This is a genomic window from Janthinobacterium tructae (genome assembly GCF_006517255.1).
GTDB classification, from domain to species: domain Bacteria; phylum Pseudomonadota; class Gammaproteobacteria; order Burkholderiales; family Burkholderiaceae_D; genus Janthinobacterium; species Janthinobacterium tructae.
Genome location: NZ_CP041185.1, coordinates 2,130,753 through 2,156,854, shown reverse-complemented (window position 1 = coordinate 2,156,854; position 26,102 = coordinate 2,130,753). Strand labels below are relative to the sequence as shown.

12 protein-coding genes are annotated in these 26,102 nt (G+C 65.0%); 9 read left to right on the top strand and 3 right to left on the bottom strand.

The window, feature by feature from the left end:
* Positions 1–490 precede the first annotated feature (490 nt).
* The 3 genes from FJQ89_RS28715 to FJQ89_RS09400 are packed head-to-tail and all read left to right on the top strand — an operon-like array spanning position 491 to position 9,400.
* Entirely contained in the window at positions 491–4,945 is a 4,455-nt protein-coding gene (locus FJQ89_RS28715; RefSeq protein WP_423245211.1) for a hypothetical protein, read from the top strand.
* 52 nt (positions 4,946–4,997) lie between these two features.
* On the top strand, positions 4,998–8,303 hold the full coding sequence (locus FJQ89_RS09405) for a hypothetical protein (protein ID WP_141169994.1): 3,306 nt from the start codon (positions 4,998–5,000) through the stop codon (positions 8,301–8,303).
* A 26-nt stretch (positions 8,304–8,329) separates the two neighbouring features.
* On the top strand, positions 8,330–9,400 hold the full coding sequence (locus FJQ89_RS09400; protein ID WP_168208424.1) for an OmpA family protein: 1,071 nt from the start codon (positions 8,330–8,332) through the stop codon (positions 9,398–9,400).
* A gap of 451 nt (positions 9,401–9,851) precedes the next feature.
* Here the strand turns inward: FJQ89_RS09400 and FJQ89_RS09395 are convergent, their stop codons facing one another.
* Positions 9,852–12,557, bottom strand: a complete 2,706-nt coding sequence (locus tag FJQ89_RS09395; RefSeq protein ID WP_141169992.1) for a M1 family metallopeptidase — start codon at positions 12,555–12,557, stop codon at positions 9,852–9,854.
* Between the two features lie 253 nt (positions 12,558–12,810).
* On the opposite strand from FJQ89_RS09395, the gene FJQ89_RS09390 reads away from it, so the two are divergent.
* Positions 12,811–13,434: a glutathione S-transferase family protein gene (locus FJQ89_RS09390; RefSeq protein WP_141169991.1), complete on the top strand. Its 624-nt coding sequence runs from the start codon at positions 12,811–12,813 to the stop codon at positions 13,432–13,434.
* A 144-nt stretch (positions 13,435–13,578) separates the two neighbouring features.
* Here FJQ89_RS09390 and FJQ89_RS09385 read toward each other — a convergent pair whose 3' ends face one another.
* Positions 13,579–15,690 (bottom strand): prolyl oligopeptidase family serine peptidase, encoded by a 2,112-nt coding sequence (locus FJQ89_RS09385; protein WP_141169990.1) that lies wholly within the window; start codon positions 15,688–15,690, stop codon positions 13,579–13,581.
* 222 nt (positions 15,691–15,912) lie between these two features.
* Positions 15,913–17,601, bottom strand: a complete 1,689-nt coding sequence (locus tag FJQ89_RS09380) for a CehA/McbA family metallohydrolase (RefSeq protein ID WP_141169989.1) — start codon at positions 17,599–17,601, stop codon at positions 15,913–15,915.
* 336 nt (positions 17,602–17,937) lie between these two features.
* Here FJQ89_RS09380 and FJQ89_RS09375 point away from each other — a divergent pair, with 336 nt between their 5' ends.
* The 5 genes from FJQ89_RS09375 to FJQ89_RS09355 are packed head-to-tail and all read left to right on the top strand — an operon-like array spanning position 17,938 to position 26,090.
* A complete protein-coding gene (locus tag FJQ89_RS09375) occupies positions 17,938–19,245 on the top strand; it encodes an MFS transporter (protein ID WP_141169988.1) in 1,308 nt (435 codons plus the stop codon).
* Between the two features lie 10 nt (positions 19,246–19,255).
* The gene (nirB, locus tag FJQ89_RS09370; RefSeq protein WP_141169987.1) at positions 19,256–21,820 is read left to right on the top strand and encodes a nitrite reductase large subunit NirB; all 2,565 of its coding nucleotides are present in this window, start codon (positions 19,256–19,258) and stop codon (positions 21,818–21,820) included.
* 12 nt (positions 21,821–21,832) lie between these two features.
* On the top strand, positions 21,833–22,186 hold the full coding sequence (gene nirD / locus FJQ89_RS09365; RefSeq protein WP_141172718.1) for a nitrite reductase small subunit NirD: 354 nt from the start codon (positions 21,833–21,835) through the stop codon (positions 22,184–22,186).
* Positions 22,183–23,409, top strand: a complete 1,227-nt coding sequence (locus tag FJQ89_RS09360) for an NAD(P)/FAD-dependent oxidoreductase (protein WP_141169986.1) — start codon at positions 22,183–22,185, stop codon at positions 23,407–23,409. The genes nirD and FJQ89_RS09360 overlap by 4 nt, the downstream gene beginning before the upstream one ends.
* 11 nt (positions 23,410–23,420) lie before the next feature.
* Positions 23,421–26,090 (top strand): nitrate reductase, encoded by a 2,670-nt coding sequence (locus FJQ89_RS09355; protein WP_141169985.1) that lies wholly within the window; start codon positions 23,421–23,423, stop codon positions 26,088–26,090.
* Positions 26,091–26,102: the final 12 nt, after the last annotated feature.

Genomic DNA, 26,102 nt, shown 5'->3' with positions numbered 1-26,102 from the left:
GTCTGGCAGCCTCGTCAATGCGCTGCTGCCGGGCGGAGGGGACAACCCCGTCTGCGCCGTCCCCGGCGACTGCCAGACCACCACGGTGGTGTCGAAACTGCTGGTCGATGTGACGACCACCCTGAACGGCTTCCCCTCCAGCAGCAATGCGGGCGACGCCATCCGTGGCGTGGTGACGTTTGCCAACGTGGGCCCTGGCGTGGCGGAAACGATGACTTACAGTCTGCAGCTGGAAGCGGGCCTGAGCGGCGTTTCCGTCAGTCCCCTCAGTGGCGCGCCCGGTATCAGCGGCGTCTACAACAGCGGCACGGGTCTGTATGTGCTGAGCGGCTTGCCGGCCACCCTGATCGCCGGCCAGAGCGCCAGCTTCAATCTGTTCTATACCCAACCTGCCAGCAACAGTTCGCGCATCAGCAGCGTGGTGGGCACCAGTTCGACGGAAATCGTGAACGACTTGCCGAACACGGCGACGACGAACTTGCCCGGCCCCGTGATCCGCGCCAGCAAGACGGTCGACAAGGTGAACGCGGCCGTGGGCGATATCCTGACCTGGAGCATCACGGCGACGAACACGGGCAACTTGCCGAATCAACAGGCCGTCGTCATTGCCGATGTGCTGCCGGCCAACATCGTCGTGCTCAGCGTGACGCCCGACGCAGGCGTGAGCTGCCCGCCGGTAGCAAGCTGGACGGCTGGCAGCGTGCAGGCATGCACGGTTGCGGCAGGTCAATTGGCCGCTGCTAACGGCAGCCGCAAGGTCGTCGTCACGGGACGCGGCACCCTGGGTGGCTCCCTGTCGAATCGTGTCTTGCCCAGCGGTGGCGACAATCCCGCCTGCGATACGGCCAGCGCCTGCCAAGCCACGACGACCCTGGTGGCGCCGCAAGTGACGGTGCGCAAGAGCGTCGACAAGAGCAATGTCAGCGTGGGCGACGTGCTGACCTGGACTATTACTGCCAGCAATGGCGGCACGGGTGCGACCAGGTCCGCCATCGTGCTGACCGATAACCTGCCAGCCGGCGTCAGCGGCGTGCAAGTGCTGTCCACGCAGTTGGCGACCTGCGCGCCCGTGGCCGGCAATATCGTCACATGCAGCGTGACGGCCGGCCTGGCGCCGGGCGGACAGGCGCAAGTGGTGCTGCGCGCCACGGCCAGCGCCGCCGGAGTGCTGCAGAACACGGTGTTGCCAAGCGGGCCGGACAATCCTGTTTGCGCGCAGGCGGCGGACTGCAGCACCAGCACCACGGCCATCAAGCTGCTGGTCGACGTGACCACCACCCTGAACGGTTTCCCCGGCACCACCAGTGCCGGCGACCAGATCAACGGCATCGTCAGCTACAGCAACGTTGGTCCCGGCACGGCCGAAAACGTGACGTACAGCTTGAAACTGGCGCAGGGCCTGGTGGGTGTGACCCTGAACGGCGCGGCTGGCAGCTATGACGCCATTAGCGGCATGCTAACGGTGACGGGCTTGCCCCCCAGCCTGGCGCCCAACGAGCTGCACAGCTTCGGCCTGTCGTATATCCAGCCGGCCAGCAACGTCTCGACCATCGTCAGCCTTATCGCCACCAGCTCGACAGAAGTGCAGTATGACTTGCCGAACACGGCTACGGTGACCATGCCTGGCCCCGTGATTCGCGTCAGCAAGACGGCCAACCGCAGCAATGCCAACGTGGGCGACAGCATCATCTGGACCATTACCGCCGTCAACAGCGGCGGCGTGGCCAATCTGGGCGTGGTGACCCTGGCAGACATCCTGCCGCCGAACCTGACGGTGCTGGCGGTCAACGCCGATGCTGGCGTGAGCTGCCCGCCGCTGGCGAACTGGGTGGCGAACAGCGTGCAAAGCTGCAGCATTGCTGCTGGTCAATTGGCTATCGGCAATGGCACGCGCAGCGTGCGTGTGACGGCCACGGGCACGCTGGAAGGCGTGCTGTCAAACCGCGTGATGCCTAGCGGTCCGGACAATCCGGCCTGCGCGCAGGCCAGCAGCTGCGAATCGAGCGTGGTGCTGACGGGGCCGAAAGTCGCCGTGAAGAAAATTGCCAACCGCGCCGCTGCCAATGTGGGCGATACCGTCGTGTGGACCATCACAGCCAGCAATACGGGCAGCGGTCCCACGCGCGCCGTCATGACACTGGTCGATACCTTGCCGGCCGGCCTGGCGAATGTGGTGGTGACGCCGCTGCGTGCCACCTGCGCACCCGTGGCCGGCAATGTGCTGACCTGCAGCGTGCCTGCCGGCCTGATCGGCAATGGCGGCGAAGCCAGCGTGGAAGTGTCGGCCACCGTCACGCAGCCTGGGGCGGCGCGCAATAGCGTCTTGCCATCGGGTCCCGATGCGCCGCTGTGCCTGGCGCCAGCCGATTGCCTGACCACCACCAACGTCACCAGCCCCAGCGTGATGGTCAAAAAAGTAGTGGACAAGGTCAACGCCAGCATCGGCGACAGCGTCAGCTGGACCATCACGGCCACCAACAGCGGCAGTGGCGCCACCACGGCCGCCATCACGCTCACGGATGATCTGGCCACCAGCCTGGCCGAGATCGTCGTCACGCCCGCCGCACCCACCACTTGCGCGCCGCTAGCCGCGAACAAGCTGGTGTGCACGGTGCCGTCCGGCCTGGCGCCGAACGCCGTGGCCGCCGTCACGGTGAGTGCCAAAGTGGCCGCCAGCGGCACCTTGAGCAATACCATCGTGCCCGCCGGTCCCGATTTGCCACGGTGCGCGCAGGCATCCGATTGCACGGCCGTCACGGACGTGGCCAATCCGGCCGTCGGCGTGGCGCTGGGCGTGGGCAAGGTGACACAGCTGTCGGCCAAAGTCTTCAATGTGCCGTACACGGTGGTGATCCGGAATGTGGGCAAGGGCGCGGCGCAGAATGTGCAGGCGCTCGACAGTCTGCGCGCCGCCTTCCCCGAACCGGTCACCTGCCGCATCGTTGCGCCACCTGCCGCACCCGCTATCGGCGGCAGCAAGCTGCTGGCCGTCAACCCGGGCTTTACCGGCGGTTGCGGCGGCAGCGACCTGCGTTTGCTCAGCGGCGACGCGGCCCTGGGCGAGGGCGAATTGAGCGTCATCACTTTCACCGTGGAAATTACGGTGCAGGATGCGACCTTGCCGCAATACAACAACAGTGTGTTTGCCAGCGCGCTGGGCGGTAATGTCGCCAATGCGGGCGGCAGCATCAGCGTGCCACCAGCCCCGGCCGTAGGCGTCATCGCTGCCAACCCGGCCTACACGCCGCCAGTGGGCAGCCTGGTGTTTGACGCTTCCAACAATGGCGGCAGCCATGCGGGCGCCGTGGCCACGGCAGCGGACGTGGCCGTACTGGCGGGAAAAGTCGATCCCAATCGCAACGGCAATGCGTCGGAAACCGTCGGCGGCGTGCCGTTCACGGGTGAAGACACGCCCACGCCCGTGGTGTTGCTGCGCCAGGTGGTCGATGTCATCAAGGCAGTGTCGGCCCAGCAGCAAGTCGACGCCAGCAAGTTCGAGATCAGCTACACGGTGCAGGCGGCCAACCGCTATCCTGCCGGTTATCCGACCTCGACCATGGTGCAGGTGGCGGAAAACCTGAAGGCCGTCTTCCCCACGGCGACCAGCGTCACCCTCAAGCCGGGCAGCCTGGCCGTCACGGCGCGGCCCGCCAGCGCCACGGCCTGCGTTGCGAACGCCGACTTCAACGGCACCACCGTGTTTGGCTTGTTGAATGGCAAGGGCGACTTGCAGCCGCAGGAAAGCTGCAACATCGTTTTCACGGTGCTGGTCGACTTTGGCAGCGTGGCGGCGATTCCCGCCGTGCCGCAGCTGAACCAGGTGTATGCCAGCACCATGCTGGGCACGGACGGTGGCGGCATGAACATTGGCCATAGCTACACCGGCACGGGGACGCCGGTGGCGCCCGCCAGCGTGCTGGCCCTGGCCAGCTCGGCAGATACCTTGCTGCTGCCGGCCACGCCAGGCGCTACGCCACCGAGCTTTACGCCCGTGGTGTTCAATACGACGGACAAGCCGATGTTAGTGATCAGCAAGAGTGTCAACAAGACTCAGGCAGAGATCGGCGACAGCCTGCAGTACACGATCGAAGTGAAGAACACGGGTGTGGCGACGGCGTTTGGCGTCAGCGTGCTCGATAAACTGCCGGCAGGATTCCGCTACATCGACGGCACCACCACGCGCAACAATGTGGTGCAGCCTGATCCGTCCGGTAAGCCGGGACCCCAACTGCGCTTCAAGCTGGAATCCCTGGCGCCGAACGCCAGCGCCAGCTTCCGCTACCGCCTGCGGGTGGGTGTCGGTTCGCTGCAGGGCGACGGCATCAACCGCGCTCAGGCATCGACCACTAACGGGCCGCCATCGAACGAGGCGCGCGCGAAGGTGAAAGTGACGGGCGGCGTGTTCACGACGGATGCCTGCATCGCCGGCAAGGTGTTTGTCGATTGCAACAACAACCACGTGCAGGACGCCGAGGAACTGGGCATCCCGGGCGTGCGCCTGTACATGGAGGATGGCACGAACTTCACCACCGACGTGGAAGGCAAGTACAGCTATTGCGGCATTACGCCGAACAGCCACGTCATCAAGGTCGATGGCGCCACCTTGCCGCGTGCCAGCCGCATGATGGAAGCGTCGAACCGTAACCTGGGCGACCCGCACAGCCTGTTCCTCGATACCAAGAACGGCGAGCTGCTGCGCGCCGACTTCATCGAAGGCTCGTGCTCGAACCCCGTGCTCGAGCAAGTCAAGGCGCGCCGCGCGCAGGGCGAGGTGCGCAGCGTGGAAAGGGAGGGCAGGGCGGGGCCGGGACTGAGTTTCAGCAGCCAGCCCGCTAGCGCGCCCGCGCAAGCGACGGACAGCGCCAACCAGCCTGTCGTGGCGCCCCGCTTGCCCACGCCCTTGCCAGCCCATGTGCCAGCCGCAGGAGGCAGCCATGCGCAATAAGCATCTTTCACCTCACTTGCCGCCAGCTTATGCTGTTAAAGAGAAACAGGTTATGAAGAGAACTCTCCCCGCGCCGCGCCGCTTGGCCGCCGCGCTGGCCCTGCTGGCGCTCCCGGCGGCTAGCATGGCGCAACTGCCCTTGTCGGATAACGCGGCAGGCTCTGCCGTGGCGGCGCCGTCCCTCCTCGCCGGCAAGGTCGGCGGCATCGACTACGCCATCAATCGCGGCGTGGCGCGCATTGCCGTCGAAACGGATGGGAACGACATGCCGGCCGATGGCCAGAGCTCTGTCAAGGTGATGGTGAAATTGTTTGACGAGCAGGGCAAACCGTTGACGGGCACGGCCTTGCTCACCATTGAAGCCAGCGGCGGGCGCATCCTGCTGCCCGACGCCCGCACGGACGAGTTGGGCCCCGAGCGGCGCGACGTCGACAAGGTTACGCCCGGCACGCAGTTGACGGTGGAGCACGGAGAAGCGAGCTTCAGACTGCTGGCCCCGGCCACGCCGCAGGACGTGTTGCTGCGCGTGTCGGCCGGCAGTGTGGCAGCCCAGGGTACGATCAGTTTCCTGCCAGAACTGCGCGACATGTTGGCCGTAGGCTTGATTGACGGTATCATCAGCAAGCGCAGCCTGTCGAGCAGCTCGATTTCGCCGTCGCGCTTCAATGATGGCTTTGAACGGGACATTCAGCGCTGGAGCCGGGCGTTTAACAATGGCAAGGCCAACGTGGCCGGCCGCGCGGCCATGTTTTTGAAAGGAACGATCCGTGGCGATGCCTTGCTGACGGCCGCCTACGACTCGGACAAGGATACGCGTGCGCGTCTCTTGCGCGATGTCAATCCGGAAGAATTTTACCCCGTGTACGGCGACAGTTCCGTGCGCAACTTCGACGCCCGCTCCAGCGACCGCCTGTACGTGCGCATCGACCAGCAAAAAAGTTATGTGCTGTATGGCGACTTCGCCACCGGCGACGGCTTCAGCCAGATGACGGGCGGCGGCGCCGTGGCCAACTTGCAGCAGAGAAAGCTGGGTCAGTACAACCGCACGGCCACGGGCGGGCGCGGCCATTACGAGCAGGATGGCATCGTCGCCAATGCCTTCGCCATCAACGATAGCCTCAAGCAAGTGGTCGAGGAATACCGTGCGAATGGCACGTCGGGGCCGTTTGCCGTGCGCAACAATAACGCGATTGAAAACTCGGAAAAGATCGAGATCGTGGTGCGCGACAAGAACCAGAACGGCAATATCGTACAAGTGACGCAGCTGCGCCGTTTCGATGATTACAGTTTCGAGCCGTTCAGCGGGCGTATCCTGTTCAAGCAGGCGATCCCCGCGCTGACGCCGAATGGCGACCCGCAATCGATCCGCATCAGCTATGAGGTAGATCAAGGCGGCGAAAAATTCTGGACCCTGGGCGTGGATGGGCAAGTGCAACTGGGCAAAATGGTTTCGCTGGGTGGCTCGGCTGTGGAAGACAAGAATCCCTTGTCGCCGTATAAATTGCACAGCGTCAATGCGGGCTTGCGCTTCGGCGAGCACAGCTTGCTGGTTCTTGAAGTGGCGCGCACCACGTCCACCAGTTACAGCGCGGGCGGCAGCCTCTACACGACGCCGTCCGGCCAGGCGGGCGAGCTGCGCGATGAAGTCAGCGGCAATGCGGCCCGGGTCGAGCTGCAGCACAAGGATGACAAGCTGGAAGCGAAAGCCTTCTGGAACCGTTCCGACAGGGATTTCAATAACACGGCGGCCGGCATCACGGGCGGACGGGGCGAGGCGGGCGTGAAGGCCGGCTACAAGCTCAGTCCCGCCGTCACCGTGTATGGCGAGGCCATCCGTAGCGACGAGCGCAGCACGGATGCGCGCCGCGATGCGCAGCGCCTGGGCGTGGCGTGGAATGCCAGCGAACGCTGGTTGCTCGACGTGTCCATCCAGCACATGAAGGAGAGCGGCGGCATGCCGTCGACGGCCGGCATCGCGCCGAATACCTCGCCGCTGGGCACGGGCTTGAATCCTACCGGCGGCTTCTTTGGCAACGGCACGGCCAATACGGCCATCGACCCCGTCACGGGCGGCAGCATCACCACGTTTGCGCCGATCAATCCCGGTGCTGGCGCGGGCACGACGGCGCCGCTGGACGCCACCACCGTGCGCCTCGGGGCGCAATACAAGGCTACGCAGCGCTGGACGCTGAATGGCGACGTGGAAAAAAGCGTCTCCGACGCGGACCAGCACCGCTACGGCCTGGGCGCGCAGTACCAGCTGGCTGAACGCAGCCGGCTGTACGCGCGTTATGAAAACCAGACGGGGCTGGCATCCGCCTACTCGCTCAATCCGGCCGACCGCAGCACCAGTTTCGTCGCCGGCGCGGATACGGGCTACATGCCGGGCGGCACCGTGTTTGGCGAGTACCGCATGCGCGACGCCATGGATTACAGCCTGAGCAACCAGCGCGACTTGCAGCTGGCGTCCGGCTTGCGCAACACGTGGAAGCTGGGCGAAGGCCTGGCGGCGAACACGAATATCGAATACCTGAAAGTCATGAACGGCCAGCAACAGCAAGCCGTGGCAGTGGCGGCAGGACTCGACTATTCGGCCAATCCCCTGTGGCGCGGTTCCGTCAAGCTCGAGTATCGGCGATTGTTCGACAGCGAGATTGCGCCCGGCAACCAGCGCCAGGACCAGTGGCTCAATACCATCGCCTGGGCGCGCAAGCTGAGCCGCGACTGGACCTTGCTTGCGCGCAATTACCTGCTGTACACGCGCAACAACGACGACGCCAGCGGCGCGCCCGTCGGCAACGTGCTGCAGGACCGGGCGCAGCTGGGCTTTGCCTGGCGTCCGGTGGACGACAACCGTTTCAATGGCCTTGCCCGCTACGAATACAAGACCGTGCGCGACCAGTCGCAGATCGATGGCGACAATTACCGTGCGCACATCGTTTCCACGCACCTCGATTACCACCCAAGCCGTCCCTGGTGGTTCACGGGCAGGATCGCCGCCAAGCACAACAACGACAAAAACTTGCCTGCCGGGCAGGAAAAGTACACGGCGTGGCTGTTTTCCGGGCGCACCGTGTACGACATCAGCAAGAACTGGGACATCGGCGTGCTGGCGGCCGTGATGGGCAGCCCGCAAGGGGGCAGCCGCCAGTGGGCCAATGGCGTTGAAGTGGGCTATCTGCTGGCACAAAACCTGTGGCTCTCGGCCGGACATAACTGGTCGGGATTCTCCGACCGCGACCTGACGGGTGCCGACTACACGGCGCGCGGGCCCTACCTGCGCCTGCGCTTCAAGTTCGATGAAAACCTGTTCAAAGGCAAAGACGCCACCATCAACCGTACTCTGGCCCGGCCATGACTATTACCATGCGAAAACTATCCAATATGAAACTGACCCCGACCACGATGAAGGTATTGCTGCCGCTCGCCAGCCTGCTGGCCATGGGCCTGGCCCAGGCGGCCACGCCGCCCCTGCCAACGGCGCCGCTGGCCATGCCCCAGCTGCGCATCAGCGACCAGGCCGTCTCTGCCGACCAGCAGGCTTATCGTGTGCTGCAGGAACGCATCAAGAAGCTTAACGACGGCGGTGTGCGTGTGGGCGATTATTACTTGTCCAAGGCGCAATGCTGGCTCGACGTGTCTTTCCACGAATACACGCGCAACGACCGCTCGGCCTTTCCCCTGCAAGCCTTGCAGGAATCGGCAAAGATCGTCGCCGCGCTGGAAGATGGCAGCACACCCAATCCTGGCGACGCCACGCCGCTAGTGAACGATGCCACGCGCTTGCGCGACGATCTGTGGTCCAGCTTTGGAACGTTGCGCGCGTCGCCCGGCTTCGCCTGTGCGGCACAGAAGGTGGCGTGCGGTGAAGTGGAACTGGTGCATGCGGGCAATGAATACAAGCAGCAGGGCTGGCGCCATGCGAACCCGTATGTGCAGCTGGCCGAGGATGCGCAGGCGGCAGCCCAGTCCGCCGCTGCAGCATGCCCGGCCGACAAGCCGAAGCGGGAACCGCAGCCGGAAATCCTGCCGCCGCGCATCGAGCGCGAACGCATCACGCTCGACATGGATGCCTTGTTCCGCTTCGACAAGGCGGGCGCGGCCGACATGCTGCCGCAGGGCGTCGAGAAAATCCGCGCACTGGCGGCGCGCCTGAAGCAGGGCTACGTGCAGATCGATATGCTCTCCGTGACGGGCCATACGGACCGCCTGGGCACGGACAGCTACAATCAGGCGCTGTCCGAGCGGCGCGCCTTGACGGTGAAGCAGTTGCTGCGCGAGCAAGGCATCGCCAATGTCATCAGCGCCTATGGCAAGGGCAAGGCCGAACCCGTCGCCGCTTGCGAAAAGGTGATGCCTCGCGCTGCCCTGATCGCCTGTTTGCAGCCGAACCGCCGCGTGGAAATTGAGTTGACGGGTATCAAAAGTTCCGCGAAGGAGGGCGGCGCACCCTAGCGCTAAGTCATAAGGCGGTCATATGGCGCTGCTATGATGCTTTTGTTGGCACACAGCATGCGTTGCGCACATCACTACGTTCCGGGAGCGATAGGATGCAGGCATGACTCAACAGCTTAGCCGGTGAGCTCAACCATCGGCACCAGACACGTGAAGCTTGTTTTTGTAGTAATGATTGCAGGGTGGGGCAGGGGAAATGCAGGGATGGTGCGGGGATTTAATGAAGTCCTAAGCCTGTCTCAACGCAGGGCTGGCATAGTGGATACATGGCGCACGGAAACCCCGGGCGCAGGGTTGCCGGACACCTCAATGACCGGCACGATTTCCGCTTTTTTCCCAGTTTATCCCTGCGCTCTGAAACAGCGTTTCAACCGGCTACCGCACTTTGCGAAGCCGGTTTTTTTTTGCCTGCGCTTTCTTCCGCCCGGCGCCGCAGCGCCGGCAATTCCACTTAGCCCGTTTGCCTGGCCAGCCACGCATCGACGGCCGGCAGGCGTTCGGCGCGCACCTTGATGCGGTACTTGATGCCGGCCACGGAACTGTCGGCATCGCCGCGCGCGCCGGCCGGCAGGTTGGCCTGCGCATACGCTTCCAGCTTGGCGATCATCTGCGGCTGCGCCGAGCCGGCGGCCAGGCGCGGGAAGTAGCGGCTGCGCGAACTGGCGTCGATGCGCGCATTGACTTGCTCCAGGTGCGCCAGCGCGAAGTCGAAGGCCAGTTCCGGATGCGTGCGCGAGACGCGCGAGATCATGGCCGGGCTGTTGGTCACGCCCGGTTCATCCGTCAGCGCCAGCGCCAGCGCGCGCTGCGCCAGGGCCGTGTCGTCGCTCGACGCCAGCAGGTCGTACAGCTGGTTCTTGATCAGCGGCGTCTTTTCCTGCTGCGCCCTGGCGTGCAGCTGCTCCCAGGTGGCGGCGTCCGCATGCTGCGCCACCACGCCCAGGATGGTGCGGCGCAGCGGTGCGGGCATGGCGGAGGGATCCTGTTCGCTGGCCGCATAGCGGCGGCGCGCTTCCGCGATCACGCCCGGTTCACCCATGTCGCCGAGGATGGCAATCAGGCGGCCGCGCAGGGTCGCCACGCTCGACGCTTCGCCCGCGCGCGCTTCCCAGCCCGTCTGCGCCATCATGGGCGCCAGGCGCGCCATGGCAAAGCGGCCGAAGGCCTGCTGGCGCGCTTTGCTCTCCGTGCTATCACCGGCATACTGTTCGTACAGGCCGCCCAGGGCGCCGGCCACCTTGCCCAGCACCTGCGGGTCGGCCGACAGCGGCGTCGCCTTCACCAGTTCCAGGAAATCAGCCAGGTTTTGCGCACCGGCCAGGCCCAGCGACTGGCTGTCCGCCAGCAAGCCCAGTTGATCGATCGGCGCCAGGCGCGCAAAGCTGCCCGCCAGCGCGCGCGCGTTGGCGGGCGCGTACACGGTGCGGTAGTAGCCGCTCTGGCCCGCGTTCACCAGCAGGGCGCCGCAACCGGGCACGTTCAAGGTTGCCTTGCCATTCTTGACCAGCACGCGGGCCAGCTTGCCGTTGCCGACCGTCGAGGCGATCACCGGCACTTTCCACGACAGCGCTTTCTTCTCCGGCTGGTCCTTGCTGAACTCCGTCTGCGTGAGGGTCACGCGCGTGCTGCCCTTCCTGCACACGGCGTCGCCCACCGTGATCATCGGCACGCCCGGCTGCAGCGTGAAATCATGGGCGATGGCGCTGACGGGCTTGCCCGCGGCCGCATCGACTTCGCGCCACAGGTCGTCGGACACCGTATTGCCATATGCATGCTTGCGCATGTAGCTGCGTACGGCCGTGCGCCAGGTGTCGGCCCCCACGTACGCTTCGAGCATGCGGATCACCGCTTCGCCCTTCTGGTAGGTGATGCCGTCGAAGGCCTGGCTGGCTTGCTCCACGGTGGCGATGCGTTGCACCACGGGGTGCGTGGTGCGCAGCGCGTCCTGGCTCATGGCCGATTCGCGCCCGCCCACGCTGGACAGGGCCGTGTTCCATTCCGGGTGCAGACGCTCCGTGGTGCGGCTTTCCATCCACGACGCAAAACCTTCATTGAGCCACAGGTCGTCCCACCAGCGCATGGTGACCAGGTCGCCGAACCACTGGTGCGCCATTTCATGCGACAGCGTGGTGTAGATGTTTTCCTTGTCCGACTGGGTCGAGATGGCCGGGTCGAGCAGCAGGCCGTACTCGAAGGTGAAGACGGCGCCCCAGTTTTCCATGGCGCCGAAGAACTGGCTGCGGCCCGGCGCGGCGATGTTGTCGAGCTTGGGCAGCGGGTAGCGCACGCCGAAATAATCGTTGTATTCGCGCAGCAGGGTGGCCGATTCTTCCAGCGCGAAGCGGCTTTGCGCCAGCGCGCCGCGCTTGGTGATGACGCCGATCTCCGTGCCGTCGGCCATCTTTGTCGCCCGCTCGAAGTCGCCCAGGCCGAAGAACAGCAGATACGTCGACATGCGCGGCGTGGTGGCGAAGTACACGTGCTTCTTGCCATAGCCCATCTCCTCGCTGCGGGCGATCGGCATGTTGCTGACGGCCATCTGGCTGCTCGGCACGACCACACTGAGATCGAAGGTGGCCTTGTAGTCCGGCTCGTCCCACGACGGCAGCATGCTGCGCGCATCGGAATTTTCGAACTGCGTGTACAGCGCGCGCTGGCGCCCTTGCGGCGTGTCGTAGTCGAGCGAGAACAGGCCCGTGGCCTGCGTGCCGATCTTGCCGCTGTAATCGATGCGCAACAGGTACTCGCCCTTGGCCAGTGGCACGGCAAAGTGCACGGTGGCCGTCTGCTTGTCCGCATCGAACTCGATCTTGCGCGTCACCTGCTTGCTGCCGCCCTGGCCTTCGATGGCGGCGGCCGCAAACGCCAGGTTCAGTGCATTGAAGGTGATGCTTGCCGTCGGCGTGTCGACGGCCACCTTGATGGCGGCTTCACCCTTGAAGGTGGCGGCGGCGGCGTCCGGCGTGATCGACACGATATAGTGCAAGGGCGTGACGCCGCGCGGCAGCTGCGTGGTGGTCGTGGCGGCATGGCTGGCCGAGGCGTATTTGGGTGCCGTGGTGGCGTGGCTCGCATGGGCTGCGGTGATGGTAGCCAGTGCCAGGACGGCGGCTGCCAGTTGGCTGCGCCGGAAGCGCGGAGTCGGTGTGCGATGCATGGTATGCCCTAGTTTCATGGATAAAACGCTTGCCAGCCGGATAGGCTGCGAGCGTTGATGACGTGTTGGGGACATCGCTGGAACTGGTGGTCAGCGTTCCCCTGCAGCAATCTAAGGCGAAACGGGGGCAAAGTCAACGCGCCAGGGGCGGCGTATGCCTGCCGCACGCTGGTATGATGGACGCCTGACTGTACTGCCACAGGCCAGTCCCGCAGCTGATTGGCTACCACCATAACGAGACGAGACCCACCACATGAAACTGACTATCAGCCCCCGCACGCCCAATCCGCGCCGCGTCACCATGTTCATCGCCGAGAAGGGCATCACCGGTATCGAGGAAGTGGCGCTCGACCTGATGGCGGGCCAGCACCGCGACCCCGCCTTCCTGGCGAAAAACCCGCTGGGCCGCGTGCCCGTGCTGGAGCTGGCGGACGGGCGCGTGCTGACCGAGACGCGCGCCATCTGCACCTACCTGGAAGGCTTGCAGCCGCAGCCCAACCTGATGGGCGAAGGCTTCGAGGAGCGCGCCTTCATTGAAATGGCCGACCGCCGCGTGGAACTGCACCTGTTCAGCGCCGCTGCCAACTGGGTGCGCCACGGCCATCCGGCCCTGGTGGCGCTGGAAAACCCGCAGTTTCCCGATTTCGCCGCGGCGCAGGCGGGCAAGCTGCGCGAAACGGCGCAATGGCTGGACCAGGTGCTGGCCAGCCAGCCGTACATCGCCGGCGAACGGTTTACGATTGCCGATATCACGGCCTTCTGCGCGCTGGAATTTGCGCGCGGCCTGATGAAATACCGGCCGGGCGCGGAAGGATTACAGAACCTGCAAGCCTACCGCGACCGCATCGCCGAGCGCCCCAGCGCGCAGGCGAAATAAGCAATGTCTGCGGCCCGCGTCGACAATGTTGTCGGCTTACGCCCGTTGGGCTAAGCCGACCTACGCCGACCTACGCCGGCCTACGTCTACCGACAGTCCGGCAGGTCGGATTAGCGCGTGAGCGCGTAATCCGACACCACCACATTACTTCAGCTGCTCCAGCAGGAAGGTGTAGGTCAGCGCCCACATCAGCGCCTGCTGGTCGTTGTTGGCGGCGCCCGCATGGCCGCCTTCCGTGTTTTCCCAGTACAGCACGTCGTGGCCTTGCTCTTCCATCTTTGCCACCATCTTGCGCGCATGGCCGGGATGGACCCGGTCGTCGCGCGTGGAGGTGGTAAACAGCACGCGCGGATATTTCTTGTCCTTGAAGACGTTCTGGTATGGCGAGTACTTGCTGATGTAGGCCCATTGTTCCGCCACATCCGGGTCGCCGTACTCTCCCATCCATGAGGCGCCCGCCAGCATCTTGTTGTAGCGGCGCATGTCGAGCAGCGGCACCTGGCTGACGACGGCGTTGAACAGGTCGGGACGCTGCACCAGCACGGCGCCCGTCAGCAGGCCGCCATTGCTGCCACCCATGATGCCCAGGTGGCGCGGACTGGTGACCTTGCGCTTGATCAGGTCCTGCGCCACGGAGATGAAATCGTCATACGCGCGCTGGCGATTTTCTTTCAGCGCCGCCTGGTGCCAGCGGGGGCCGAATTCGCCGCCGCCGCGGATATTTGCCAGCACATACACGCCGCCCTTTTCCAGCCACGCCACACCGGTGGTGCCGCTGTAGCTAGGTTTGAGCGACACTTCGAAGCCGCCGTAGCCATACAGTACGGTGGGGTTGCTGCCGTCTAACTTCGTCTTCTTGTTCATGATGGCGAAATACGGCACCTTCGTGCCGTCCTTCGACGTCGATTCGAACTGCTCCACCTTGTACGGCGCCGCGTCGTAGTAGGCGGGCAGGGACTTGATTTTCGTGCGCTTGTCGCTCTGCGCCGTGGCCAGGTACAGGGTGGTCGGGTTGAGGAAGTCCGTCACCGTCAGGAAGTACTGGTCCGAGTCGACGGGATCGAGCGCGCTGACGGCCAGGGTGCCCAGCTTCGGCGCGTCGACTGCGCGGCGCTGCCACTTGCCGTTCACGTGGCGCAGTTCCGTCAGGCGGTTCTTGACCTTGTCCAGGGTCGTCACGAGGATGGTTGATTTCGTTGGCGTGACATTGTCCAGCGAAGACGTGGCCGTGGGCGCGTACAGCACTTCCAGGTCCTGCTTGCCCTGCATGAAGGCCTTGAAGTCGGTCGCCAGCAATGAGCCTTGCAGGTAGGTTTTGCCGTTCACTTTCCAGTCCGAGCGCAGGGTGATGATCAATTGGTCGCGCACGGTGAAGGCCGTCGCGTCGTCCGGCTTCGGCACTTTCTTCAAGTCGGCGCCGTCGCGCAGGAACATTTCGCCGCTGTAGAAATCGATTTGCCGCTCGATGAACTGGTGTTCGTAGCCGGGCGTGAAGTCCTTGTAGGCGCCGGCGCTCAAGTCGTCGGCCTTGGCTTCATACAGCGTGTGTGCCTGCGTCAGCGGCGTGCCGCGCTGCCACTCTTTAATGATGCGCGGGTAGCCGGAGCTGGTCATCGTGCCGGGGCCGAAATCGGTGGAGACGAACAGGGTGTCCTGGTCGATCCAGCTGGCGCTGCCCTTCGCCTCGGGCAGGGTAAAACCGCCGTCGACAAAGGCGCGTTTGGCCACGTCGTATTCGCGCACCACCTTGGCGTCGCCGCCGCCGCGCGACAGGGAAATGAGGCAGCGTTCGCCCTTTGGATACAGGCAGGACGCGCCGCCCCAGACCCAGTTTTCATGCTCGCCGGCGGCCAGCTGGTCGAGGTCGATCACGGTTTCCCAGGCGGGTTCCGCCAGCTGGTACTGCGCCAGCGTGGTGCGGCGCCAGATGCCGCGCACATGCTGGGCGTCGCGCCAGAAATTGTAGTAATACTCGCCTTCCTTGCTGACGTAGGGAATGCGTTCCTTCGAGTTGAGGATGGTTTTCAGGCGCGCCTGCAGGGCGGAGAAGCCGGGCCGGGCTTCCAGTTCTTTGGTGGTGACGGCATTGTGCTGTTTGACCCAGGCCAGCGGCTTGTCGCCGAGGACTTCTTCCAGCCACAGGTGGGGATCAGCCGGAGCAGTGGCAGCGGAGGGCGTGGGTGCTTGTGCATGGGCGATGCCCGCTGCGGCCAGGCCGAGCAGCATGCTGCCGGCGAGATTGCGATATGACGACATGTAGGGTTCCTGGTTGGTCCGATGGAGGCCGCGTTGCAGGCAAAACGGCGCAGCCATGGTGCCATGGATTGCTGTGAGGAACCAGTGTCTATGGACGACTACTTAAAAAAATAATTACTTTTCCAATATTGTTTGCTGGAAAAGGGCGAGGCCGTAGAATCTGCGGCGTGTTGGCTCTTCAGGGGGCGCCAGTCCGTGCCGCCGTTCCCTGATCTGCGGCGTTCACGGCAACTGATCGACCCACACGGGTGCCGACCAGACGATATTGCCATCATCCTGCGTCAGGCGCGCGTAATAGAAATGGGGGCCGGGCGCGGGCGTGAGGGTGGTCTCGGCCTGATCCGATATGGCGGTGACGGAGCCGTTGCCGCCCGGCACACCGTGCAAGATGGCGATGGCCGCCGCTTGCCGTCCCGCGCTGTTGCTGAAATGGGTGGCCAGGTGCAGCGGTCCCCGGTTCTCGAAGTTTTCGCCCATCAGCTTGCCATTCGCCGTAAACAGCAGTTGCGCATGCTTGTCCATGGTGGCAAAGACGCGGCGCGCGCGCAACGCGTCGATGAAGCTGTCGCGTGTCACGGGCATGCCGGCAGCCGGGTTGGCCACCAGCACGGCCGTGCGGTTGCCGTAGGACGCGCCCCAGTTGGCGCAGTGGTTGTCCTGGTTGCTGCTGAAGGCCACGTGGTAGCCGGCGGCCAGGACCCGGTTGCAAGCCGCCTCGTAATTGCTGCGCCGCGTCTCCGTTTCCGCGTCGTTGGTGGAAAAGGCGGAGGTGTTCATCACTTCGCACAGCACCATGGCCGCGTCACCATCTTGTGTGTAGCCGAGCGGCTGGCCGTTGACGAGAAACTGGCCCGTTTGCGCCGGGTGGTTGAACTGGCCCAGCCAGCCCCGTTCGCGCATTAGTGCGTACAGGCCCGCATAATCACCCTTCGGCGTTTCCAGGTCGGCCAGCAGTTCGCCGCCGGCATTTCTTTCCCATCCCAGCAACTGCTCGCTATTGAAGATATTTAAATGGCCGCCCTTGTTGATGACGCCCCATTCCATGCCGTACAGGGCCAGGAAACCGGGATGGGCGGCCGTATACGCGGCCGCTTCGGCCAGGCCCGTCTGGTACAGGGCCTTGGCTTCGGCAGGAGTGGCTGCGGGGTTTGTTCCGTCCGAACCGTCGTACATATGGTTGTGCTCGGATGTCAGCAGCGCGTCCAGCCCGTGTTGCTGCGCGTAGACATACGCGTCGATGGGGCCGTAGGGCGCCGTTTGCGGCTCCTGTGCGCCACGGCAGGCATCGAGCGCTGCGCCGCCGTCGCTGTGGCGCGTCTGGCTGTGCAGGTTGGCGTAGACGATGCGGTAGTCCAGCTGCCCATCCAGGCGGGACAGCTGTTGCAGGCCGGCCTGGAAGGCGGGTACCTTGGGCGCCGTGCTGGCGCCCCGCTGCACCTGGATGTGCCATTGCTGTTCCACCTGCGCCTCTTGCGGCGTGCCGGCGTCCGCCACGGCCAGCAGGCGCAGCTGGTACAAGCCATCGGGCGCCAGCATGCGCCGTTCGCGCGCATCGGCGTCGGCGCGGCCATCCCAGGGCAAGTTCACGCTCTTGCCACCGACGCCCACCTGTTGCGTGCCCGACCAGCGCCGCAGCACGGCACCTTGCGGGCCGGGGCCGGACAAGATCAAGCTCCAGCGCACCGCATGGGTGCGGGCCTCGTCGGGATAGGCGAGGCGAACAATAAAGGTGCGCGCCTGCGTTGTCCGCGCAGCGGCTGCGGCGCGGAAGGGCGCAACGACAGTGGCATCGAGTTCGCTGTGTTCCTTCGGTTCTTGCGCGGCGGCGGTGTTGCTCCACGTAATGAGCAGTACGCCAGCGCACGCGCAAGCGAGCCACGGTGGCCGCCAGCGGCGCAGTATCTTGACCATCGTGGCCTCCTGCGACTACTTCGAATGGTATTTAGACAAAAGTTGCCACTTGCTGGTTCCCGCATGCACCAGCAAGTGGCGTGCTTGCACCGTGATTGGCCATGATCTGGCGCAAACCTCGTATCGATAAGGCTATTTGCCCGTGCGGCAAGCTGGCACGGCGCTTGCTAAACAGAAGGTACGGATCAACGGCGATCCCCTGAATAAACGCACAACGGTCCAACGACGGACCACCTGGACAACGGCGTCCGCTCTGGCTGATTTTTTTCATCGGCGGGGGCGGGCGCCGTTTTTGTTTGCATTTTTGTTATTTTCGGGATACTTCGGGAACCTATCATGGCCAGCCAAAAAGCAACGCGCATCGCGCTCTTCTCCCTCGCCACGCCGCCCATGCGGGCATTCCACCTGACGTGGATGGCATTTTTCGTGTGTTTCTTCGCCTGGTTCGCCTGTGCACCGCTGATGCCGGTCATCAAGGGCGAGTTTGGTCTTTCCTTGGCGCAAGTGGCGAATATCAATATCGCGGCCGTCGCCATCACCATCCTCGTGCGCCTGATCGTCGGCCCCTTGTGCGACCGCTACGGCCCACGCAAGACGTACACGGGCTTGCTGCTGCTGGGCGCCATTCCCGTGCTGGGCGTGGCCGCCTCGCAAAGCTATGAAAGCTTTCTGTTCTTTCGCCTGGGCATCGGCGCCGTCGGCGCCAGCTTTGTCATCACGCAATATCACACCTCCGTGATGTTCGCGCCCCGCGTGGTGGGCACGGCGAATGCCGCCGCCGCCGGCTGGGGCAATGCGGGCGGCGGTGCGGCACAGGCGCTGATGCCGCTGTTGCTCGGTGCCGTGCTGATGCTGGGTGTGTCCGAATCGCTGGGCTGGCGCATCGCCCTGCTGGTGCCGGGCGTGCTGATGCTGGTGATGGCCGTGCTGTACTGGCGCTATACGCAGGATTGCCCTGAAGGCAATTACTCGGACTTGCGCGCCGCCGGCACCGCCATCGAAGGCGGCAAAGGTGGTGGCAAAAGCGGTGGCTGGGCCAGCTTCAAGGCAGCCAGTTCCAACTACCGCGTGTGGCTGCTGTTCGTCACCTACGGCGCCTGCTTCGGCATCGAGATTTTCATCCACAACATCGCCGCCGTGTATTACGTCGACCATTTCGGCCTGTCGCTGAAATCGGCGGGTCTGGCCGCCGGCAGCTTCGGCTTGCTGGCCCTGTTTGCCCGCGCCCTGGGCGGCTGGATGTCCGACAAGCTGGCCCTGCGCGGCAACCTGAACAGCCGCGTGACCCTGCTGTTCATGCTGATGATAGGCGAAGGCGTGGGCTTGCTGTGGTTTGCCAAAGTCGACAGCGTCACGTATGCCGTCATCGCCATGCTGGTCTTCGGCCTGTTCACCCACATGGCTTGCGGCGCCACCTATGCGCTGGTGCCCTTCATCGACAGCCGCGCGCTCGGCGGCGTGGCCGGCATCATCGGCGCGGGCGGCAACGTGGGCGCCGTCGCGGCCGGTTTCCTGATGAAGGGCACGGGCGACATCCGCCAGACCCTGATCATCTTGAGCGCGCTGGTGGTGATCTCAGCCCTGTGCGCCATCGCCGCCCGTTTCACGGGTCTGGCGGCCGAACCGAACATGGCCGCGGCCTGAGGAGAGCAGAATGAACCACCCCGTGAAGATCGTCGTCCTCGGCCATGGCATGGTCGGACACAAATTCCTCGAACGCCTGGCCCTGGAAAACGCGCCGCACTTGTGCGTGACGGTCTTGTGCGAAGAGCCGCGCCCCGCCTATGACAGGGTGCACCTGTCCGAATTTTTTAATGGAAAATCGGCCGAGGACCTCTCCTTGGTGGCACCCGGTTTCTTCGACAAGGGCAACGTCGTGCTGAAGCTCAATGCGCGGGCCGTGTCCATCGACCGCGTGGCGAAAACCGTCACCGTCAGCACGGGCGAAGTGCTGGCCTACGACAAGCTGGTGTTCGCCACCGGTTCCACGCCGTTCGTGCCGCCGCTGCCGGGCAAGGAGCGCGATGGCTGTTTCGTCTACCGCACCATCGAAGACCTGGAAGCCATGCTGGCCTGGGGCGCCAAGTCCACCACTGGCGTGGTGATCGGCGGCGGACTGCTGGGCCTCGAATGCGCGAAGGCCTTGCGCGATTTGAAGCTCGACACCCACGTGGTGGAATTTGCGCCGCGCCTGATGGCCGTGCAAGTCGATGAAGGGGGCGCGCGCGTCCTGCGCCGCAAGATCGAGGAACTGGGCGTGACCGTACACACGCAAAAGAACACGCTGGCCATTGTCGACGGCGAATCGGCCACGCACCGCATGCAGTTTGCCGACGGCAGCCACCTGGAAGCGGACATGATCGTCTTCTCGGCCGGTATCCGTCCGCGCGACGAACTGGCGCGCGCCTGCGGCCTGGATGTGGGGCCGCGCGGCGGCATCGCCATCGACGACCGCTGCGTCACCTCCGACCCCGATATTTATGCGATCGGCGAATGCGCGCTGTGGGGCGGCCTGGTGTTCGGCCTGGTGGCGCCCGGCTACGAAATGGCGCGCATCGCGGCGCGCCATGTGCTGCAGGAAGAGGAAGGAGAAGCGGGCGAAGCGTCGTTCAAGGGCGCCGACATGAGCACCAAGCTCAAGTTGATGGGCGTGGACGTGGCCAGCCTGGGCGACCCGCACGGCAATGCGCCGGGCAGCCGCTCCTACCAGTTCATGGACGAGCGCAAGCAGATCTACAAGAAGATCGTGGTCTCCGATTGCGGCAAATACCTGCTGGGCGGCGTGATGGTGGGCGACGCCAGCGAATACGGCACGCTCTTGCAGATGATGCTCAATAAAATCGAGCTGCCTGCATCCCCCGAATTCCTGATCCTGCCGCAGGCCGACGGCCAGCAAAAGGTGGGCCTGGGCGTGGACGCCTTGCCCGATGCGGCGCAAATCTGCTCCTGCAACGACGTCTCGAAAGGCGCGCTGTGCGCCGCCGTTGCCGACGGCGCCACTACCATCGGCGCATTAAAATCCTGCACGAAAGCCGGCACGGCCTGCGGCGGCTGCGTGCCGCTGGTGACGCAGATCATGAAGGCGGAAATGCAGAAGCAGGGCCTGGCCGTCAACAATCACTTGTGCGAGCATTTTGCCTACTCGCGCCAGGAATTGCACCACCTGGTCCGCGTGGGCAAGCTTCGCAGCTTCGGAGAACTCCTGGGCGCGCATGGCCAGGGCCTGGGCTGCGATGTGTGCAAGCCCGTGGCGGCGAATATCCTGGCCTCGTGCTGGAACGATTTCGTGCTGTCGCCCGTGCACGCCAGCCTGCAGGACAGTAACGATTATTTCCTCGGTAATATCCAGAAGGATGGCACGTACTCCGTGGTGCCGCGCATGCCGGGCGGCGAAGTGACGGCCGACGGCCTGATCGCCGTCGGTACGGTGGCAAAAAAATACGGGCTATATACCAAGATCACGGGCGGCCAGCGGGTCGACCTGTTCGGCGCGCGCGTGGACCAGTTGCCGGCCATCTGGGAAGAGCTGATCGCGGCAGGCTTCGAATCGGGCCACGCCTACGGCAAATCCTTGCGCACGGTGAAATCATGCGTCGGTTCCACCTGGTGCCGCTACGGCGTGGCTGACAGCGTGGGCTTTGCGATTCAGCTGGAAAACCGCTACAAGGGCTTGCGCACGCCGCACAAGATCAAGTTCGGCGTCTCCGGCTGCACGCGCGAATGCGCCGAGGCGCAGGGCAAGGATATCGGCCTGATCGCCACGGAGAAGGGCTGGAACCTGTACGTGTGCGGCAATGGCGGCATGAAGCCGCGCCACGCGGAACTGCTGGCGTCGGACCTCGATGAAGCCACCCTGGTGCGCTATGTCGACCGCTTCCTGATGTTTTACGTGCGCACGGCCGACCGCCTGCAGCGCACCAGCGTGTGGCGCGACAACCTCGAAGGGGGGCTCGATTACCTGAAAGCCGTCGTCGTGGCCGACCGCCTGGGCATCGCCCACGAGCTGGAAGCAGACATGCAGCACGTGGTCGACACCTACGCCTGCGAATGGAAAGCGGCCGTCACCGACCCCGCCGTGCGCCAGCGTTTCCGCCATTTCGTCAACAGCGAGAAGAACGATGAAAACGTGGTGTTCGTCGAAGAGCGGGGCCAGATCCGGCCCGCCACGCCGATTGAACGCCGCAGCAGCGTGATCCCCATCCTTGCCGTGGAGGCTTGAGCCATGAATGCGATGAATGAACTGTCCGGCGCCAGCGCCGACAACTGGGTGGCCATCTGCCCCTTGAGCGACATCGTGCCCGACACGGGCGTGTGCGCATTGTTGAACGGGCGCCACGTGGCCGTGTTCCGCATCGGCGATGCCGCGCCGCGCGTGTACGCGATCGACAATGTCGACCCGAACGCGGGCGCTTCCGTGCTCTCGCGGGGCCTGGTGGGCAGCATCGGCGAGCGCGTCGTCGTCGCCTCGCCCATCTACAAGCAGCATTTCGACCTGGCCAGCGGCGAGTGCCTGGAAGCGCCCGAGCATTCGGTCGCCGCCTGGCCCGCGCGCGTGTTCGGCGGCATGGTGTGGGTGGCCATATGAACACCGCCGCACGGCCGTCTTTAGTCGTGGTCGGCAACGGCATGGCCGGCATGCGCACGGTCGAGGAGTTGCTGAAACTGGCCCCCGACCTGTACGACATCACCGTGTTCGGTGCCGAACCGCATGGCAATTACAACCGCATTTTGCTGTCTCCCGTGCTGGCCGGCGAAAAGACGGTGGACGACATCATGCTGCACACGCGCCACTGGTATGCGCAAAACGGCATCACCCTGCACGCGGGAGACCCCGTGGTGCGCATCGACCGCCAGGCGCGCACCGTGCAATCACTGTCCGGCATCACGGTAGCCTACGACCGCTTGCTGCTGGCCACCGGTTCCACGCCGTTCATCGTGCCCGTGCCGGGCCACGCGCTGCCCGGCGTGATCGGTTTTCGCGACATCAGCGACGTCGACACCATGCTGCAGGCGGCGCGCACGCACCGCCACGCGGTGGTCATCGGCGGTGGCTTGCTGGGGCTGGAAGCGGCCAATGGCTTGCAGCGCCAGGGCATGGACGTGACGGTGGTGCACATGAGCGGCGCCCTGATGAACCAGCAGCTGGACGCACCCGCATCGATGCTGCTGAAATCGGCGCTGGAAGCGCGCGGCCTGCGGTTTTTGATGCAGGCGCAAACGGCGGAAATCCTCGGTACCGACCGGGTGCAGGCAGTTCGCTTTGCCGATGGTACGTCGATCCCGGCCGACCTGGTGGTGATGACGGCCGGCGTGCGCCCCAACATCGCGCTGGCGCAGGCGGCCGGCCTGCACTGCGAGCGGGCCATCGTCGTCGACGACTGCCTGCAAAGCTATGACCCGCGCGTGTACGCGGTGGGCGAATGCGTGCAGCACCGCCGCGCCACCTTCGGCCTGGTGGCGCCCATCTGGGAGCAGGCGCGCGTGTGCGGCGCGCACCTGGCCGGTGCGGGACACCGGCGCTACGTGCAGCAGGCCAGCGCCACCAAATTGAAAGTGACGGGCATCGACCTGTATTCGGCCGGCGACATCATCGGCGGCGAGGGCAGCGAAGACCTGGTGCTGCGCGATCCGCGCCGCGGTGTCTACAAGCGCCTGGTGGTGCAGGGCAGCCGCCTGGTGGGTGCCGTGCTGTATGGCGAGGTGCAGGACGGTCCCTGGTATTTCGACCTGATCCAGCAGCGCCGCGACATCAGCCAGCTGCGTTCCCATTTATTGTTTGGCCAGGCCCTGTGCGGCCAGGCCGCCTGACAGGACATCTCATGACAAGCTGCACGCCCGTAAAAACCACTTGCCCGTACTGCGGCGTCGGCTGCGGCGTGGAAGCGACACGCCTGCCCGATGGCGCCATCCGCATCGCCGGCGACGCCGCGCACCCCGCCAACCTGGGGCGCCTGTGCGTGAAAGGCTCGGCGCTGGGCGATACCCTGGATCTGGACAACCGTTTGCTGCAGCCGCAGGTGCGCGTCGATGGCGTCTTGCAGCGGGCCTCCTGGGACGTGGCGCTGGACAAAGTGGCTGGCGGCTTGCGCGCCATCATAGCTGAACACGGCCCCGACGCCGTGGCCCTGTATGTCTCGGGCCAGCTGCTGACGGAAGATTATTACGTGGCCAACAAGTTCATGAAAGGCTATGTGGGCAGCGCGAATATCGACACCAATTCGCGCCTGTGCATGTCGTCGGCCGTGGCCGGACACAAGCGCGCGTTCGGCGAAGATATCGTGCCGGGCTGCTATGAAGACCTGGAGCTGGCCGACATGGTGGTGCTGGTGGGGTCGAACACGGCCTGGTGCCACCCGATCCTGTTCCAGCGCATCGCCCGCATCCGCGAAACCCGGCCGGAGATGAAACTGGTGGTGATCGACCCGCGCCGCACGGCCACCTGCGAGCTGGCCGATGTCCATTTGCCCGTGAAGCCGGGTACCGACGTGTGGCTGTTCAACGGCTTGCTGTGTCATCTGGCGAGGGAAGGCGTGATCGACGATGCATTCGTCACGCAGCACAGTGCGGGACTCGACGCAGCGCTGGCCGCGGCGCATGTCGACTGTTCAGATCCTGTGCAGGTGGCGAAAATCTGCAAGGTCGACCCGCAAGCCTTGCTGGCGTTTTACCGGGCGTTTGCCGCCACGCGCAAGGTCGTCACGGCGTTTTCGCAGGGCGTGAACCAGTCATCGAGTGGCACGGACAAGGTCAACAGCATCATCAACTGCCATCTGGCGACGGGACGCATCGGCCAGCCCGGCATGGGGCCGTTTTCGCTGACGGGTCAGCCGAACGCCATGGGCGGGCGTGAAGTGGGGGGGCTAGCCAATATGCTGGCGGCGCACCTGGAACTGGATAATCCGCTGCACCGCGACACCGTGCAGACGTTCTGGGACTCGCCCCGCATGGCGCACAAGCCTGGTCTGAAAGCCGTTGAACTGTTCCACGCGATCGAAGCGGGCAAGGTGAAAGCCGTGTGGATCATCGCCACCAATCCGCTGGTCAGCATGCCGGACGCCGACCAGGTGCGCCGCGCGCTGGCCAAGTGCGAACTGGTGGTGGTGTCGGACATCAGCGCCGGGTCGGACACGAATGCGCATGCCGACGTGCTGCTGCCAGCGCTGGGCTGGGGCGAGAAGGATGGCACCGTGACCAATTCCGAGCGGCGCATCTCGCGCCAGCGCGCTTTCTTGCCGGCGCCCGGCGCGGCGCGCGCCGACTGGCAGGTGCTGTGCGAGGTGGCCACGCGCATGGGCTATGCGGGCTTCGATTTCACCTCGCCGCAGGCCATCTTCGACGAGCACGCGCGCCTGTCCACCTTCCGCAACGCGGCAGAAACGGCGCGCCTGTTCAACCTGGCGGGCCTGGACAAGCTGGATGCGGCGCAATACGACGCCCTGGCGCCGCAGCAGTGGCCGCAGGGCAGGGTACGGCTGTTCGGCGACGGCCGCTTCGCGCATGCGGACGGGCGCGCGCGCTTCGTGCCTACGCCGCCGCGCGCACCGCGCAATGCGCCCGACGCAGAGTATCCGCTGATCCTCAATACGGGCCGGGTGCGCGACCAGTGGCATACGATGACGCGCACGGGCAAGGCGGCCAAACTGTCGGGGCATGTCGCCGAGGCGTTCATCGACCTCCACCCGCAGGACGCGCTGCTGTACAGCGTGCGCGAGGGAGAACTGGCGCGCATCTCCAGCGCCTGGGGCGCGATGGTGGCGCGCGTCGTGCATGGCGGCGGCATCGCGCGCGGCCAGGTCTTCGTGCCGATCCACTGGAGCGACGCGAATGCCTCCGATGCGCGCGTGGGCGCCGTCGTCAACCCGGTCGTCGATCCCGTCTCGGGCGAGCCCGAATTCAAGCACACGCCTGTGCGCATCGAGCAGTTCCGCGTGCACTGGCATGCTTTCGTGTTGAGCCGCACGCCCTTGAACCTGGACGGCGTCGCGCACTGGACGCGCATCCAGGGCGAGCAATTCCTGCGCTATGAACTGGCGGGCCGCCAGCGCATCGAGGACCTGGGTGCTTGGGCGCGCGCGCTGCTCGGCGTCACGGACGACAAGGCCGACTGGCTCGATTATGCAGACGCCAGCGCCGGCGTGTACCGCGCCGTGCACCTGGACGAAGGGCGCATCGCGCAATGCGTGTATGTCTCGCCCCGTCCCGACCTGCCGTCGCGCAGCTGGTTGGCGGGCCTGTTTGCACACGCGCAAATGGATGCGGCGGACCGCGCCGGCGTGCTGCTGGGCCAGCCCATCGGCAAGGGCGTCGACGCCGGTCCCACCGTGTGCTCGTGCTTTGGCGTGGGCCGCAACACCATTTGCGCCGCCATCGTGGAGCAAAAGCTGACGACGACGGCGCAGGTGACGGCCTGCGTCAAGGCGGGCGGCAATTGCGGTTCCTGCGTGCCCGAGATACGACAGTTGCTGCTTGAGGCGCGCAGCGCGGCCTGAAAATCTGTCCTT